Annotated in this window: 14 protein-coding genes and 1 rRNA gene; 8 read left to right on the plus strand and 7 right to left on the minus strand. The window is 48.6% G+C overall.

The features are described 5' to 3' along the window. The first annotated feature begins 75 nt into the window (after positions 1–75). A 5S ribosomal RNA gene (gene rrf, locus KEF85_RS00305) occupies positions 76–191 on the plus strand. Between the two features lie 57 nt (positions 192–248). Here rrf and KEF85_RS00310 read toward each other — a convergent pair. Continuing rightward, complete coding sequence (locus tag KEF85_RS00310; protein ID WP_215582508.1) at positions 249–422, minus strand: hypothetical protein; 174 nt, start codon at positions 420–422, stop codon at positions 249–251. 110 nt (positions 423–532) lie between these two features. Between KEF85_RS00310 and rlmKL the strand changes: the two genes are divergently transcribed. The 7 genes from rlmKL (at position 533) to KEF85_RS00345 (ending at position 8,423) form a co-directional block, all read left to right on the plus strand. After that, positions 533–2,728 carry a bifunctional 23S rRNA (guanine(2069)-N(7))-methyltransferase RlmK/23S rRNA (guanine(2445)-N(2))-methyltransferase RlmL gene (gene rlmKL, locus KEF85_RS00315; protein WP_215582509.1) on the plus strand — a complete coding sequence of 732 codons (2,196 nt, stop codon included), beginning with the start codon at positions 533–535 and terminating at the stop codon, positions 2,726–2,728. Next, entirely contained in the window at positions 2,725–2,997 is a 273-nt protein-coding gene (locus KEF85_RS00320) for an acylphosphatase (protein ID WP_215582510.1), read from the plus strand. The genes rlmKL and KEF85_RS00320 overlap by 4 nt, the downstream gene beginning before the upstream one ends. 130 nt (positions 2,998–3,127) lie before the next feature. After that, positions 3,128–4,054 (plus strand): hydroxymethylbilane synthase, encoded by a 927-nt coding sequence (gene hemC, locus KEF85_RS00325; protein WP_215582511.1) that lies wholly within the window; start codon positions 3,128–3,130, stop codon positions 4,052–4,054. Further along, positions 4,051–4,833 (plus strand): uroporphyrinogen-III synthase, encoded by a 783-nt coding sequence (locus KEF85_RS00330; protein ID WP_215582513.1) that lies wholly within the window; start codon positions 4,051–4,053, stop codon positions 4,831–4,833. Before hemC ends, KEF85_RS00330 begins: the two co-directional genes overlap by 4 nt. After that, positions 4,817–6,043: a uroporphyrinogen-III C-methyltransferase gene (locus tag KEF85_RS00335; RefSeq protein ID WP_215582515.1), complete on the plus strand. Its 1,227-nt coding sequence runs from the start codon at positions 4,817–4,819 to the stop codon at positions 6,041–6,043. Before KEF85_RS00330 ends, KEF85_RS00335 begins: the two co-directional genes overlap by 17 nt. Before the next feature lie 8 nt (positions 6,044–6,051). Continuing rightward, on the plus strand, positions 6,052–7,284 hold the full coding sequence (locus tag KEF85_RS00340; RefSeq protein ID WP_215582516.1) for a heme biosynthesis HemY N-terminal domain-containing protein: 1,233 nt from the start codon (positions 6,052–6,054) through the stop codon (positions 7,282–7,284). Between the two features lie 59 nt (positions 7,285–7,343). Further along, positions 7,344–8,423 carry a PA0069 family radical SAM protein gene (locus tag KEF85_RS00345; RefSeq protein ID WP_215582517.1) on the plus strand — a complete coding sequence of 360 codons (1,080 nt, stop codon included), beginning with the start codon at positions 7,344–7,346 and terminating at the stop codon, positions 8,421–8,423. 454 nt (positions 8,424–8,877) lie between these two features. Here KEF85_RS00345 and KEF85_RS00350 read toward each other — a convergent pair whose 3' ends face one another. From KEF85_RS00350 to nifK, 6 genes are all read right to left on the minus strand, one after another. Continuing rightward, on the minus strand, positions 8,878–9,840 hold the full coding sequence (locus KEF85_RS00350; RefSeq protein WP_215582518.1) for a hypothetical protein: 963 nt from the start codon (positions 9,838–9,840) through the stop codon (positions 8,878–8,880). Continuing rightward, on the minus strand, positions 9,833–10,600 hold the full coding sequence (locus tag KEF85_RS00355) for a 4Fe4S-binding leucine-rich repeat protein (RefSeq protein ID WP_246534998.1): 768 nt from the start codon (positions 10,598–10,600) through the stop codon (positions 9,833–9,835). Before KEF85_RS00355 ends, KEF85_RS00350 begins: the two co-directional genes overlap by 8 nt. A 2-nt stretch (positions 10,601–10,602) precedes the next feature. After that, positions 10,603–10,872: a DUF6129 family protein gene (locus KEF85_RS00360; protein WP_215582519.1), complete on the minus strand. Its 270-nt coding sequence runs from the start codon at positions 10,870–10,872 to the stop codon at positions 10,603–10,605. Positions 10,873–11,104: 232 nt separating this feature from the next. Continuing rightward, positions 11,105–11,305: a 4Fe-4S binding protein gene (locus KEF85_RS00365; RefSeq protein ID WP_215582520.1), complete on the minus strand. Its 201-nt coding sequence runs from the start codon at positions 11,303–11,305 to the stop codon at positions 11,105–11,107. Positions 11,306–11,318: 13 nt separating this feature from the next. Then, positions 11,319–11,531: a putative nitrogen fixation protein NifT gene (gene nifT, locus KEF85_RS00370; RefSeq protein ID WP_215582521.1), complete on the minus strand. Its 213-nt coding sequence runs from the start codon at positions 11,529–11,531 to the stop codon at positions 11,319–11,321. A gap of 133 nt (positions 11,532–11,664) precedes the next feature. Then, positions 11,665–13,236 (minus strand): nitrogenase molybdenum-iron protein subunit beta, encoded by a 1,572-nt coding sequence (nifK, locus tag KEF85_RS00375; protein ID WP_215582523.1) that lies wholly within the window; start codon positions 13,234–13,236, stop codon positions 11,665–11,667. Positions 13,237–13,256 lie beyond the last annotated feature (20 nt).

Below are 13,256 nucleotides of genomic sequence, written 5' to 3' on the forward strand. Positions count from 1 at the left end.
AAATACGGGAGGACTAAGACTTAAAGCCTCAAAGGTCTGACGGCAGGTTAAAGAACCGCCTGCCCACCAAAATTGCTTGGTGACCATAGCGAGCGTGAACCACCCGATCCCATCCCGAACTCGGAAGTGAAACCGCTTAGCGCCGATGATAGTGTGGCAGTTTGCCATGTGAAAGTAGGACATTGCCAAGCTTCTAACTCCAAAAGCCCAATCTAATCATTGGGCTTTTTTTTTGCCTAAAGAAAAAGTCAACCCATCCAATTCAATCCAACCCCATCTAAAACCAACGCCGAATACGGCGTAGGAGACATAGAAGGCGCTGAACGCCGTGTACGCATCGCTCGCGAACCATGTCCCCCCAGAGTCGGCACATCCTCCGGCACTTCCGGATAAGTCATGTGGGTCAACCAATAGTCATCCATAGCCCTACACCTTTTACTACGTGCCTTAAAACCCAATTTACAGGACAAAAAACCTCACTAAAAGCCAGACATCCTGTATCCTACTCCTCCAATTAAACCATTTAAATGCTATGAGCCAATACCAACTTTTTGCCACCACTCCCAAAGCCCTGGAAGGCATACTAGCTGCCGAAATCGAAGCCCTGGGCGGACAACAGGTACAGCAAAAAATGGCTGGCGTACTGTTTAGCGGTGATCTGGAAATGGCCTATAGAGCCTGTTTGTGGCTGCGTACCGCCAATCGGGTGTTTTTACTGCTCAGCACGTTTCCGGTCAAGTCCCAGCAAGATCTGTACGATGGCGTAAAAAAAATTAATTGGTTTGAGCATTTAAAACCTGATGACAGTCTGGCAGTATCGTTTAGTGCTAAAAATAGTATAGCCATCAATAACACCCACTTCGGCGCTCTGAAAGTCAAAGATGCCATCGTCGATCAGATGCGGGCCAAATTTGATAAACGCCCGAATATAGACACCGACAGACCCAGCATTCGCGTCAATGTTTACCTGCATAATGACATGGCTCAACTCAGCCTGGACTTGTCCGGAGAAAGCCTGCATAAACGCGGCATGCGGGAAGTCAGTATCGCTGCGCCGATCAAAGAAAATCTGGCTGCCGCCATTTTATTACGTAGCGGCTGGCCAAAAATTGCCGCTGCCGGCGGTTCCCTGCTGGATCCCATGTGCGGTTCGGCTACCTTGCTATTAGAGGCGGCCATGATAGCCGCTGATTATGCGCCGGGTTTGCAGCGGGATTATTTCGGCTTTTTAGGCTGGAAAAAACACGATGCGCCACTCTGGGAAAAATTACTGATCGAAGCCAAACAGCGTCGTGAACAAGGTTTGGCAAAACTGCCGGTCATTGCCGGTTTCGATCAGGATAGACGCACAGTGGTTATTGCCTTACAGCATATCGAAAATGCCGGCTTGCAAGGCAGAATTCATGTAGAAAAACGTGAAATAGCTGATGCCGCACCGGCAGAGAGCTGGGCCAAAGGCCTGTTGGTGTGCAATCCGCCTTATGGCGAACGCTTGGGTGACGAAGAACAAACGGCCAATCTCTACCGGCGCTTTGGCGAAGTACTGAAAAGCAGCTTTGCCGGCTGGCAGGCCGCCATGATTATCAGTAATCCAGAGCTGGGTTTTCGGCTGGGGCTACGCTCCCAAAAACCCATCACCATGTTTAACGGGCCACTGGAATGTAAATTATTACGTTTTGATATCGACGCACCGGCTTTTTTTGAACCCAAACCCAGATCCCAGCAGGAACGCCTGGAACAAATCAGCCGTAATAGCCAGCAAACCGACACTGATGTAACGGCAGAAATGTTTGCCAATCGCTTACGTAAGAATTTAAAAAAACTGGCGAAATGGGCCAAACAACAGAATATTGACTGTTACCGGCTTTATGATGCCGATTTACCCGAATATGCAGTAGCGGTCGACATTTATCAAGGCGAAAAAACCTGGGTCAATGTCCAGGAATATGAATCACCCAAAACCATAGATCCGCATAAAGCCAACCAGCGTCTGGCCGCGATCATGGCCGAAATCCCACAGGTTCTGGCAATCCCGGCCGATCAGGTATTTTTAAAAATCCGCCGTAAACAGAAAAATACCGATCAATATGAAAAATACGCGGAAACCGGACAGTTTCATGTCATTCAGGAAGGCGGCTGCAAATTTTGGGTAAATTTCGCCGATTATCTGGATACCGGCATATTTCTGGATCATAGACCGATACGCTTAAAAATCCAGCAACAGGCACAAGGTAAGCGTTTCCTGAATTTATTCGCCTATACCGGAACGGCCAGCGTCCACGCCGCCAAAGGTGGCGCTGTGTCCAGCGTCACTGTCGACATGTCCAATACCTATCTGGATTGGGCAAAACGAAATTTCGACTTAAACGGCATTGGTGCCGGACATGTGTTGATCCGCGCCAATTGCCTGGTCTGGCTGGCAGAACAAGCTGCCCTGCCGCGTAAGCCGCAATTTGACCTGATTTTTCTGGATCCTCCCACCTTCTCCAATTCCAAAAAAATGGACGAAGCGTTTGATGTACAAAGCGATCATGTCCAGTTATTGCGTGACGCCGTTGTACTATTGGCTGAGGATGGCGTTTTATATTTTTCCACTAATTTCCGCCGTTTCAAACTGGATACCGAAGCCCTGGCCGATTTACGCATCGAAAATATTAGTGCCGATACCATCCCGGTTGATTTTAGCCGAGATGCTAAAATTCATTATTGCTGGAGGATTAGCCGATGACGCATAGCGTGGAAATTACCGTAAAAGGCCGGGTGCAAGGTGTCTATTTTCGAGCGTATACCCGCAAACAGGCGCTAAAACTTAATGTCAGGGGATATGTCGAAAATCTGGAAAACGGCGATGTCAAGCTGATAGCCAAAGGTCAGCCCAAAGCCGTGCAAGAACTAATCGCCTGGTGTCATAACGGCCCATTATTGGCCAAAGTCAACCAGGTCATAGTTATAGAATGCCATGTCGGTGAAGAATTTGCCGACTTTCATATTCGTTAGCCATATATATCAGCTTAAATTAAGTTAGCAAGGATTTACAAGCCGATTCGGATTACAATAGGCGATATTTTGTTAAGACGTTTGACGTAAAGGCAGTAGCCTTAAACCGTCGGAAGTGGCAGGAACTATTTTGGCTGAAAAAACAATACGCATTGCAACCCGGCAAAGCCCATTAGCCTTATGGCAGGCCCAGCATGTTGCCGACCGCCTGACGCAGGCCTTTCCGGGTTTAAAGACCGAACTGGTGACCATGGTCACGCGCGGTGACAAAATTCTGGATGCCCCGTTGGCTAAAATTGGTGGCAAAGGTTTATTTGTTAAAGAATTGGAACAGGGCATGCTCGATGGCATAGCCGATATAGCGGTTCATTCCATGAAGGATGTACCGGTAGAATTTCCGGATGGCTTGCATCTGGCCGTGATACTGGAACGCGAAGATCCAACCGATGCTTTTGTCTCCAATCGCTACCAAAGTTTGGCGGAGCTGCCGGCCAATGCCCGTATCGGTACCTCCAGCTTACGGCGTCAATGCCAAATCAAGGCCAGATTTCCACATGCGGAAATCCTCAGTTTGCGCGGCAACGTCAATACTCGCCTGGCTAAACTGGATGCTGGTGAATTTGACGCTATTATCCTGGCCTCAGCTGGATTGAAAAGACTGGGTATGGCAGAGCGGATCACAGTTGGCTTAAGCCCGGCGGAAAGTTTGCCGGCCATTGGTCAAGGCGCAATCGGCATCGAATGTCGTAGCGATGACACGGAAATTCATCAGTTTTTAGCCGCCCTGCATGATCCGGACACCCAACTGCGGGTCAGTGCCGAACGCGCTATGAATGCAGCATTACATGGCGGTTGTCAGGTTCCGATAGCCGGATTTGCCGAAATCAGCACAGGCAAGCTGTTCATGCGCGGTCTGGTGGGGCGGCCAGATGGCAGTTTATTGTATCGGGCTCAGGCGCAGGCAGAACTGCATCAGGCCGAACAATTGGGTAAAGCGATAGCAGCAGATTTGCTGAATCAGGGTGCCGCAGAAATTTTACAGGAACTCTACCAATGACATCAGCATTGCCAGGCTCGCGGATTTTAGTGACCCGCCCTGCCGGGCAGGCTGATGTATTGTGCAAAATAATAGAACAATCCGGCGGCAAAGCCTTACATCTGCCAACCCTGGAAATTATTGCCAACGCACCGGAACCACAAAGTTTACAGTGCGCTCTAAATGCGGATTGGCTGATTTTTACCAGTACAAACGCTGTGGATTTTGCTCTCAGCGCTTTCAGTGGCACAATGCCCGGCACAAACCAGCCGTGTATTGCCGCAGTGGGTGCTGCAACCGCCAAAAGTCTGCGCTTGGCCGGTTGGCAGGTTGATTGTGTGCCGATCCATGATTACAGCAGCGAAGGTCTGCTCGCCGAACCCCAGTTGGCTGATGTTACCGGAAAAACCTGTATCATCGTACGCGGTGTTGGTGGCCGGGAAAAACTCGCTGCAGCATTGCGCAGTCGGGGAGCCTTTGTCGGCTATCTGGAGGTCTATAGCCGACAAAGGCCAACTGCCGATATAAGGCCGTTGACCGACAGTTTAATGGAATGTCAGTTGGATGCTGTAACGGTAACCAGTGTCGAAGCGCTGCACAATTTGCTGGCGATGCTGGATAACCGCTTAGCCGATTTACTCAGAGCACTGCCTTTGATAGTGATGAGTGACAGAATTGCACAAACAGCCGAGCAGCTTGGCTTTAAACAGATTATTGCGAGCCGGCAGCCTACGGATACAGCGATATTAGAGACCTTGACGACCTTATTTAACGGGGAACACAGTGGCCGAATTAACTGAAGAACAACAAGAATTTCCTGCGACTACCCTGGTGGTAAAAAAGTCACGCGCCGGATTATGGATAGGCATAGTGGCCATCGTATTAATCATCGTGTTGGCCGTTACTGGATTTTACTTTTTTCAACAATTACGTAACAGTCAGGATACCGACAATAATCAGGACAGCCTGAAATTGATCGAAATAGACAAGGAAATGAATGGCTTGCAGGGCCAGCTTTCCACCTTGCAGGCCCAAATCGCCAATGTCAATGCCGAGATGACCGGTAAGGACAACCACTTTACCCAAACCCTGACAGATTTTTCCAAACTCCACGAAGAACGTCTGGAAAACACCCGTAAAGATCTGGAGTCCTCTATCGTGGTTTTACAGCGCCAATTGGGTAAAACCCGTGGCGACTGGCTGCTGGCCGATGCCGAATATCTGCTGACTGTCGCGAATCAGCGCCTGCATCTGGTTGGCGATGTCGCCACCACCCGGGAAGCGCTGGAAGCCGCCGACCAACGCCTTAGAGAAAGTGGTGATGCTGCCGTATTCAAAGTGCGTGAACAAATAGCCAAAGAAATCGCCTTGCTGGATAGCGCCACTGTTCCCGACATTGTCGGTATCTACGGCAATATCCAGCATTTACAGGATCAAGTGGAAAACTTGTCAGTATTTCTGCCGCATATCGGCAAACAGCACGAAAAACCCCAAGCCACTGCGGATGCCCCGGAACAGCAGGAGCATGGTGTATTAAACGGTCTGGCCAAACAACTCAATGGCTACATCATTTTGCGTCATACCGACCAGCAAGTCAGCGCCATATTAACCCCGGAAGAAGCGCTCTTCATCAAACAACAGCTCAAAGTCAGGCTGGAAATGATCGAAATTGCCCTGGTACAGCAAAATGACACCCTCTATATACATAGCATTGAAGACGCCAAACAATGGTTAAAGAAAAACTTTGCTGAAAATACCGAAACCGAGCAATTCCTGGCCGGTCTGGATAAACTGGCCGGTATCCAGATACACGGTCAATATCCCGATGTCAGCACCTCATTAAAAATGTTAAAAGATGTCGGCAAGTTGCGCATAGAAACCGATAAAGTGGTATTCAGCAACCCACCGGCTGCCCAGGAAATTCCGGCCACGGCAACCCAGCCCACCGCAGTTGCCCAACCGTCTGCACCAACTGCACCCGAATCCCAAGCAGTCGGCAAAACCAAATGAGTCGCGCCATGAAAAAATTTAGCCATTTTCTGGTGATATTGCTGGTGGTCAGCATTTTGCTTTATCTGCTGCATAACCGGCTGCTTGAGCAAGACGATCCCGGCTATGTTTTGCTGGGCTTGGGCCACTGGTCGTTGGAAACCTCCCTAACCGTGTTCAGCGTGGTTCAGGTACTCGGATTTTTGCTGTTATACAACATCTTCCGTCTGCTTGGCGTCTTGATCCGCCTGCCTGGCCGTTACAGCAAGCACAAGCACAACATTAAATTCAACCGGTCTCAGCAAGCCCTGATTGCCGGTTTATTCGATGCTGCAGACGGCAACTGGGAAAGGGCCGAAAATATTCTTATCAAGCATGCAGCCAATAGTGGTGCCCCCTTATTGCACTACCTCACTGCCGCTCGCGCCGCCCAATCGCGTGGTGCGCTGGACAAACGTGACGAATATCTGCAAAAAGCTGCCGAGCAAACTTCCGATACCAACCTGACGGTGGGCTTAACTCAGGCCGAACTGCACTTATCCGAACAGCAGTTTGAAGAAGCGCTGATCACCCTGAGCAAACTGCATTCCATCAATCCCAGCCATGCCAGAGTCTTGAAAATGATGCATCAAGCCTACCAGCATATCGGCGATTGGGAAGGGTTGAGCAAAATCCTGCCATCGCTACAGAAAAACAAAATTCTGATGGAAGGCGAAGTCAAATTACTGGAAACCCAAACCTTCAGCCGCTTACTCAAACAAGCGGCGGAACAGCGCGATGTACAAGTCATCCAGGAGTCCTGGAACAATGTGCCTGATCATATTAAAACCCTGTCCGGCATTGCCAATATTTATTTCGCCGCCATGATCAATGCCGGCGCCAGTGCAGAAATTGAGCTGGCCATCACTAACCAGTTGGGCAGGCACTGGGATGACACCACTCTGATGCTGTACGCCAATATCGATATCGGCGACCCGGCCAAACAATTGCAGGAAGCGGAAAAATGGCTGGCCGTCTATCCCAACGATGCGCTATTGCAAAGAATATTGGGCAAGTTGGCCCTGAAAGCCCAGCAAATCGAAAAAGCCGAACAATACTTATTAAAAAGCCTACATTTGGAGAGCTCAGTAGAAGCCTACCAATTACTGGGTGAAGTATTATTTAACAAGGGTGACAAAGATCAGGCCTGTGCTTACTTCATTCAGGCATTGGAAATGACCTCGGCAGAAATGTTGAACCGGGCGGAAAGCATTTCCGAATAAAATAATGCACAGGGTGTACCATACCGTCAGCTTAACCATTAGCCTCCCGGTGTCCGCCCATGTCCAAGCCGCTTGATTACAAAGGCCGCGCCGCCATCAGCAATCTGGCCGGGCGCTATGAAAAACAAAGCACAGCCGCCGAAGACGACGGCTGGGGCAGTCTGGATGCCGAACTGCCGCCGCTGCGCACCGAAACCATCATCGACAGCAGCCGCAGCCTGCTCAGTTATAACAAATCCCCCGACATCCCCTTCGACCGCTCCATCAACCCCTATCGCGGTTGCGAACATGGCTGTATCTATTGTTTTGCCCGGCCCAGCCACGCCTATCTGGGCTATTCGCCGGGACTGGATTTTGAAACCAAAATACTGATCAAGCCGGATGCCCCGGCATTACTGCGTCAGGAACTGGCCAAGCGCAATTACCAATGCGCACCCATTGCCCTGGGCAGCAATACCGATCCCTACCAGCCACTGGAAAGACAGCAGCACATCATGCGTCAAATTCTGGAAGTGCTACAGGAAACCCGTCACCCGTTGACCATCGTCACCAAATCAGCGCTGATAGAGCGGGATATTGATTTGCTGGCGCAAATGGCCAGTCAAAACCTGGTATCAGTCGGCATTTCAGTCACCACCCTGAATAGAGATCTGGCCCGGAATCTGGAGCCCAGAGCCGCCGCTCCCCAGCGCCGCTTAAGCACGATCAGCCGTCTACGGGAAGCCGGCATTCCGGTCAATGTCATGCTAGCGCCTGTGATTCCGGGCCTCAATGACCACGAACTGGAAAGCATCCTCAGTGCTGCTCAGGCTGCCGGGGCGCAAACTGCCGAATACATACTGCTGCGCTTACCACTGGAAGTCGCGGAATTATTCCAGGAATGGCTGCACCACCATTACCCCTTAAAAGCTGCCAAGGTATTAAACCTGATCCAGGAAACCAGAGGTGGGAAAATATATGACGCAGCCTTTCAGCAACGCATGAGCGGTAGCGGTATCTACGCTCAACTGCTGGCCCAGCGCTTTAAATTAATCAGCAAACGCCTGGGCCTGGATCAGCCGCACAGCCCATTACGCACCGATCTGTTCCGCAAACCCGATGCCAACCCCATGCAAATGCGCTTTGACTTTTTTGATTGAGTAGCATCAATATCCATGTGTGTTGCTACTTCCGATATATATTTAAAATGGATAAAGACTTATGTTTGATTGCGGTTGCAATTGATAAGATGCACAAGCCCTAATCCTAATTGAGTCACTCGCTTAGTATATTGTCGTTGCTGGAGGCGTATCTCTCACGTAACAAATCTAACCATTAATTCTCAATGGACTTCAGCAAATCTTTAATCAATATAAATAGATGCAACGGGTCCGTTGGTGAGGCCACCAAACCAAACTGCTCATAAAAACGTTTTGTCGGTGCATCCTTGGCATGAACGACAAATGCACGAATACCGGCAATTTGTGCAGGTTGAATTTTCTGGACTATAAATTATTACCGCCTAGCAATAATCGCCATTTATGCGACTCCTGCACCTGCAACAATCTATCAGCAAAGACTAATGGTAGCCTTTATCCAAGCCCAGCCCAATATTCAAACATTATAAGGCTGCGCAATCCAATCCCTCAGCACCGCCTCATCACGTTGCGGCAGATAGGCAAAATCATTGGATAAATCCCGGTACACCGAATCAGCACTATGGGTAGAAACCAGCTGGCCCTTCAGCATATAAAAAAACCAGGCAAACGGATAACCGGCGTGGCGGTCAAACCGAGTCAGGATATTACTCAGCGTACTGCCTTTTTTCCCGGCAAAATCTTCCAGGTGCGGTAAATTGTTTTGATGAATATTAATAATTTCCACATTAACAATCTGCTCTCCAAATCGGCCGGTGTGGCGATAAGGCCGAATAATCCAGTCCTGGGTCATCCGGTATTTCTGCCCGGCGCTGCTGCGGTTCCAGTCGTCCATAAAGCGCTGTACCGGATGTTCAACCGGATGATGCTCGGTAATCACTTCCATGAACAATTTAACATTGGTTTTGCGCCGGTAGGTATAGCGGGAATTGCCCAAACCGGTACTTTCTATGCAATAAGGTTGTAACGGGTCAATAAACTCCTCCAAATCTTCAGGCGGGTTATTCTCATCCACCAGCAATCTGTCCGTCACTTCATGGGTTTTATCAATTTCTATCAGGGTAAAATCTTCTGCCTTGTCCCCGGTTTGCACCACAAAATACAGGGTCTTACCGGTTTGTTTGGTGGCAATTAACTGCTGTTCCTGAGTCCATTCAATCAAGGTTTGCAGATTTTGACCGCACTCCAGAAAACTGCGTTCGGCCCATTCCACCAAATCGCCGGCAATACGCTTACCGCTAGTATCCACCACGCCGCCCAACCGATACCATTCATCACCGGTATAAGCCAGATAAATTGGAAAATCCGGAATCAGTGCCTGCAATTTCTGCAGCAATAAATCATCGTTTTGACCGGGAATAATTTTTTTACAGCACCCGGTAATATCTTGTCCGGCGAGGATGAGTTTAGCTTCAGTCATGATCGACATCCGAGGGAATAAGAGAATTAAGGCGTTGCCGGGCAACATCCCGAACATCGGCTTCAGGGTCATCAAGCAAAGGCTGCAGGTGTTCTTGGGCAACCTTTAACGCCGCAGTATAGCGTACCAGCCAATCGCTGTCGTTCAGCAACAATACCGCATCCTCAGCAGCCATCCGTTCTGCCACAATCCGCCGTACATCCGCTGCCGCATCGTTTGCCATCAAACCCAAACTGACTTCAGGCAAACGCTTGGCCACAAATTGCCGGACCTGCATATCCTCATCTTTAATAAGACGGAACAAACGTCCTGGCGGTAAGCGTTTGGCTACGGTTAAACGCACAATATAGTCCGCATCGTCCGCCAATTGTTCCAGTTGCTGCAGATCTATCCGGTCAGCAACCGCCATCCTTACTTCCCGGTCAGGATCATTAATCAGCAAATTGAGTTGCTGGATAGGCAAGCGCAAGGCAACCGCGCGACGTACTACCTCATCTTCATCATTAATCAGGGCAGTCAGTGCTTTTAAGGGGGAGTAACGTACGGCAATTGCCCGTCTTTCCCAAAACTTATCGTTTAGGTAAAGCACGGCATAAGCGGGATTAATGCGAAAAAAACGGTCAATCTGCCGACCGCTTTCCACAAATACGCACGTGTCACCCGGCATACAGCGCCCCATCAACAGGGTTTTACCTCGAAATGGACACAAGCTGCAATCAGCCAGGGGCAGGGATACAGGACGATGTTGCTGATCAGTCACGGTTAATCAGGAATCACTTCAGCAATCACAATACCGGTGGCGTGGTCAAAATTTCGGGTCAGACACAAACAATGATCCCGGCCATCAACCAGATACAAATTAAATCCGGGATGTTCGACAATAGGGTCATGATTAGGAATATCATCTTCCATGCAATAGGTAAAATGAATGCCCGGATATTCGCTTCTAACGGCACTAATCAAAGTTTCGTTGAGCGTAGCGGAAGAGATTTTTTCTGCAAGGTTTTGCAGTAGTTCAGGATTGATGGTCATACTATTTCCTGTTCAAAACCGGCTGGTAAACAAGGTATCCGGCTATTTCCCCGCTGACGGAAAAACCACCGGCCCCATAATTAAACCTAACGATTCCGCGTAGCCTCAATGAAGCAACGCGGAATCGAGGATAGGCTGCCCAGGCCTTGATGGTAATGCCTTGTAACAAGGCCTGGACAAAGCGCTTTATATTAAATAAAAACTGGTGCAAACAGCACACAGATCATTCGGATCAAGCCACTAATGGCAAAATACAATTATCAATCGGACAAACTTTCACACATTGCGGGACATCATAATCACCGTTGCATTCAGTACAGGTTTTTTTGCTGATTTCAAAAACCACTGCACCTTCCTTGATTGAATCGGTTGGACAAACCGGTTTGCAATCACCGCAGGAAATACATTCTTCGGCAACAATATATAAAGCCATTACGGCCTCCTGTTTATAATCTTTTTGCTTGTAAAGTCAGAGGTAGTTTCGGAGGGGTTTCCAGCACATCAAAATAATACCGCGAACCGTCGCCTAAAACGACCTCACCACCCCATTTATCCGGGCTGTCAAACTCCAGGGACTCTATGGTCTCTTCCAAATCTTTTTTGGCAACATAAAACAGTAATTTACCGTCTTCTCGCTTTCTTAGCATGACGCTGGGCATAGAATTCTCCAAACATTAGTCTAGGTGAGCTGGCAGGCCCAAGATTCGATTAGCATCAAGTCTTTGCTGGATTCCGGCCATCCTGGCCGGAATACAAGTTTAACTTAAAGAAAGAAGCTAACCTAATGATTAACTAGCGAATCAAATCGTAGTTATAGTCGGTGGTGCCCATACCTTTGGTTTCTTTATCCAATTGCTCCAGAACCGCATTCACCAGGGTAGTCAGCATATACATACCGCCTTCATAACCCAGGGTAGTCATCCGGTGCAAATGGTGGCGATCAAAGATCGGGAAACCAATCCGGATCAATGGCACTTCATCCGCTTCGCCTTTATAAAAGGTATCGCGTTGGATGAATTTTCCGTAAGAGTTACCAATCATAAAATCAGGTTTATTGGTAAACATCAGTGAACGGAAATGCCACAAATCACGACCAATGTGTACAGTAGCGGTTTGACCGTAAGGCGAAGCTTTTAAAATTTCTTCGCAGGCTTTTTTGAAGCGTTTGTTCGCGTGGTTAACTAACACATCAGTCACTTCCACACCCAATTCCAGCAGGAATTTAGTCATACCCAGAGCAAAATCGGCATCACCGTACAGCGCAATTTTTTTACCGTGCAGCCAAGCGTGTGAGTCGGTAATCATGTCCACAAACCGGCCCCGTTCAATTTCCAGCGATCTCGGAATCGGTTGACCGGTAATTTCCGAAACTTTCATCAGGAATTGGTCAGTCCATTCCAGACCCATCGGAATTTCCAGTTTAGGCACAGGATGTTTCCAGGTGTTTTGCACAAACTTTTTGGTTTTTTCCAACTGCCAAGGTTGCAACAGAATGGTATCGATCGCGTTAGGCGCGTCTTTAACTTCATCTATCGTGGTGCCGCCGGCATACATGCGGAACTCACCGTCAGCCGGAGTATCCAGCACTTCGGTAGGATCGCTGAGCAGAGTGTAGGACACGCCCATTTCCTTCATCATCCGGTGGATGACACGGAAGTTACCCAGATAAGTTTCAAAGCCGGGCACAAAGTTGATCTTGCCACTTTTGCCTACTTCCTTACCTTCCATATAATTCAGGGTGAAATAACGGGCAATACCTTCAAACATATTATCCCAACCAGTGGTATGACTGCCCACAAAGCTAGGGGTATGCGCAAACGGCACCGGATATTCCTGATCGATATAACCTTCTTTTTTCGCGTTATTAATAAACGCGTTCAAGTCGTCACCGATTACTTCCGCCATACAAGTGGTAGAAACCGCAATCATGACTGGTTTATACAAAGCTTTGGCGTTTTCCAGACCAGAAAACATATTTTTTTGACCGCCAAATACCGCCGCGTCTTCAGTCATAGAGTCAGAAACGCAGGAAATCGGTTCTTTAAAGTGACGGTTAAAATAAGTCCGGAAATAAGCAACACAACCTTGTGAGCCATGCACATAAGGCATGGTTTTTTCAAAACCCAGTGAACACAGTACCGCACCCAGTGGTTGACAAGCTTTGGCTGGATTAACGGTTAAAGCTTCACGGTTAAAGTTCAGCTCTTGATATTCTTTGGTGGTCGTCCATTGGAAAATTTCGTCGATGCTTTCCTGCGGATGACGTTCTTCGTACTGCTCACGTTTAGTGGCCAAATTTTCCTTATATTCATCGTTACGGAATAAAGGATAGCTGGGTTGAATATTGTCTACTTGTTGACTCATGATAATCTCCTGACGCGCCA

It is taken from the genome of Methylomonas paludis, from assembly GCF_018734325.1.
Classification (GTDB): Bacteria; Pseudomonadota; Gammaproteobacteria; order Methylococcales; family Methylomonadaceae; genus Methylomonas; species Methylomonas paludis.

Coding starts and splice junctions, on each gene's coding strand:
- KEF85_RS00310 (WP_215582508.1), bottom strand. CDS start 422: ATGGATGACTATTGGTTGACCCACATGACTTATCCGGAAGTGCCGGAG.
- rlmKL (WP_215582509.1), top strand. CDS start 533: ATGAGCCAATACCAACTTTTTGCCACCACTCCCAAAGCCCTGGAAGGC.
- KEF85_RS00320 (WP_215582510.1), top strand. CDS start 2,725: ATGACGCATAGCGTGGAAATTACCGTAAAAGGCCGGGTGCAAGGTGTC.
- KEF85_RS00330 (WP_215582513.1), top strand. CDS start 4,051: ATGACATCAGCATTGCCAGGCTCGCGGATTTTAGTGACCCGCCCTGCC.
- KEF85_RS00340 (WP_215582516.1), top strand. CDS start 6,052: ATGAAAAAATTTAGCCATTTTCTGGTGATATTGCTGGTGGTCAGCATT.
- KEF85_RS00345 (WP_215582517.1), top strand. CDS start 7,344: ATGTCCAAGCCGCTTGATTACAAAGGCCGCGCCGCCATCAGCAATCTG.
- KEF85_RS00350 (WP_215582518.1), bottom strand. CDS start 9,840: ATGACTGAAGCTAAACTCATCCTCGCCGGACAAGATATTACCGGGTGC.
- KEF85_RS00360 (WP_215582519.1), bottom strand. CDS start 10,872: ATGACCATCAATCCTGAACTACTGCAAAACCTTGCAGAAAAAATCTCT.
- KEF85_RS00365 (WP_215582520.1), bottom strand. CDS start 11,305: ATGGCTTTATATATTGTTGCCGAAGAATGTATTTCCTGCGGTGATTGC.
- nifT (WP_215582521.1), bottom strand. CDS start 11,531: ATGCCCAGCGTCATGCTAAGAAAGCGAGAAGACGGTAAATTACTGTTT.
- nifK (WP_215582523.1), bottom strand. CDS start 13,236: ATGAGTCAACAAGTAGACAATATTCAACCCAGCTATCCTTTATTCCGT.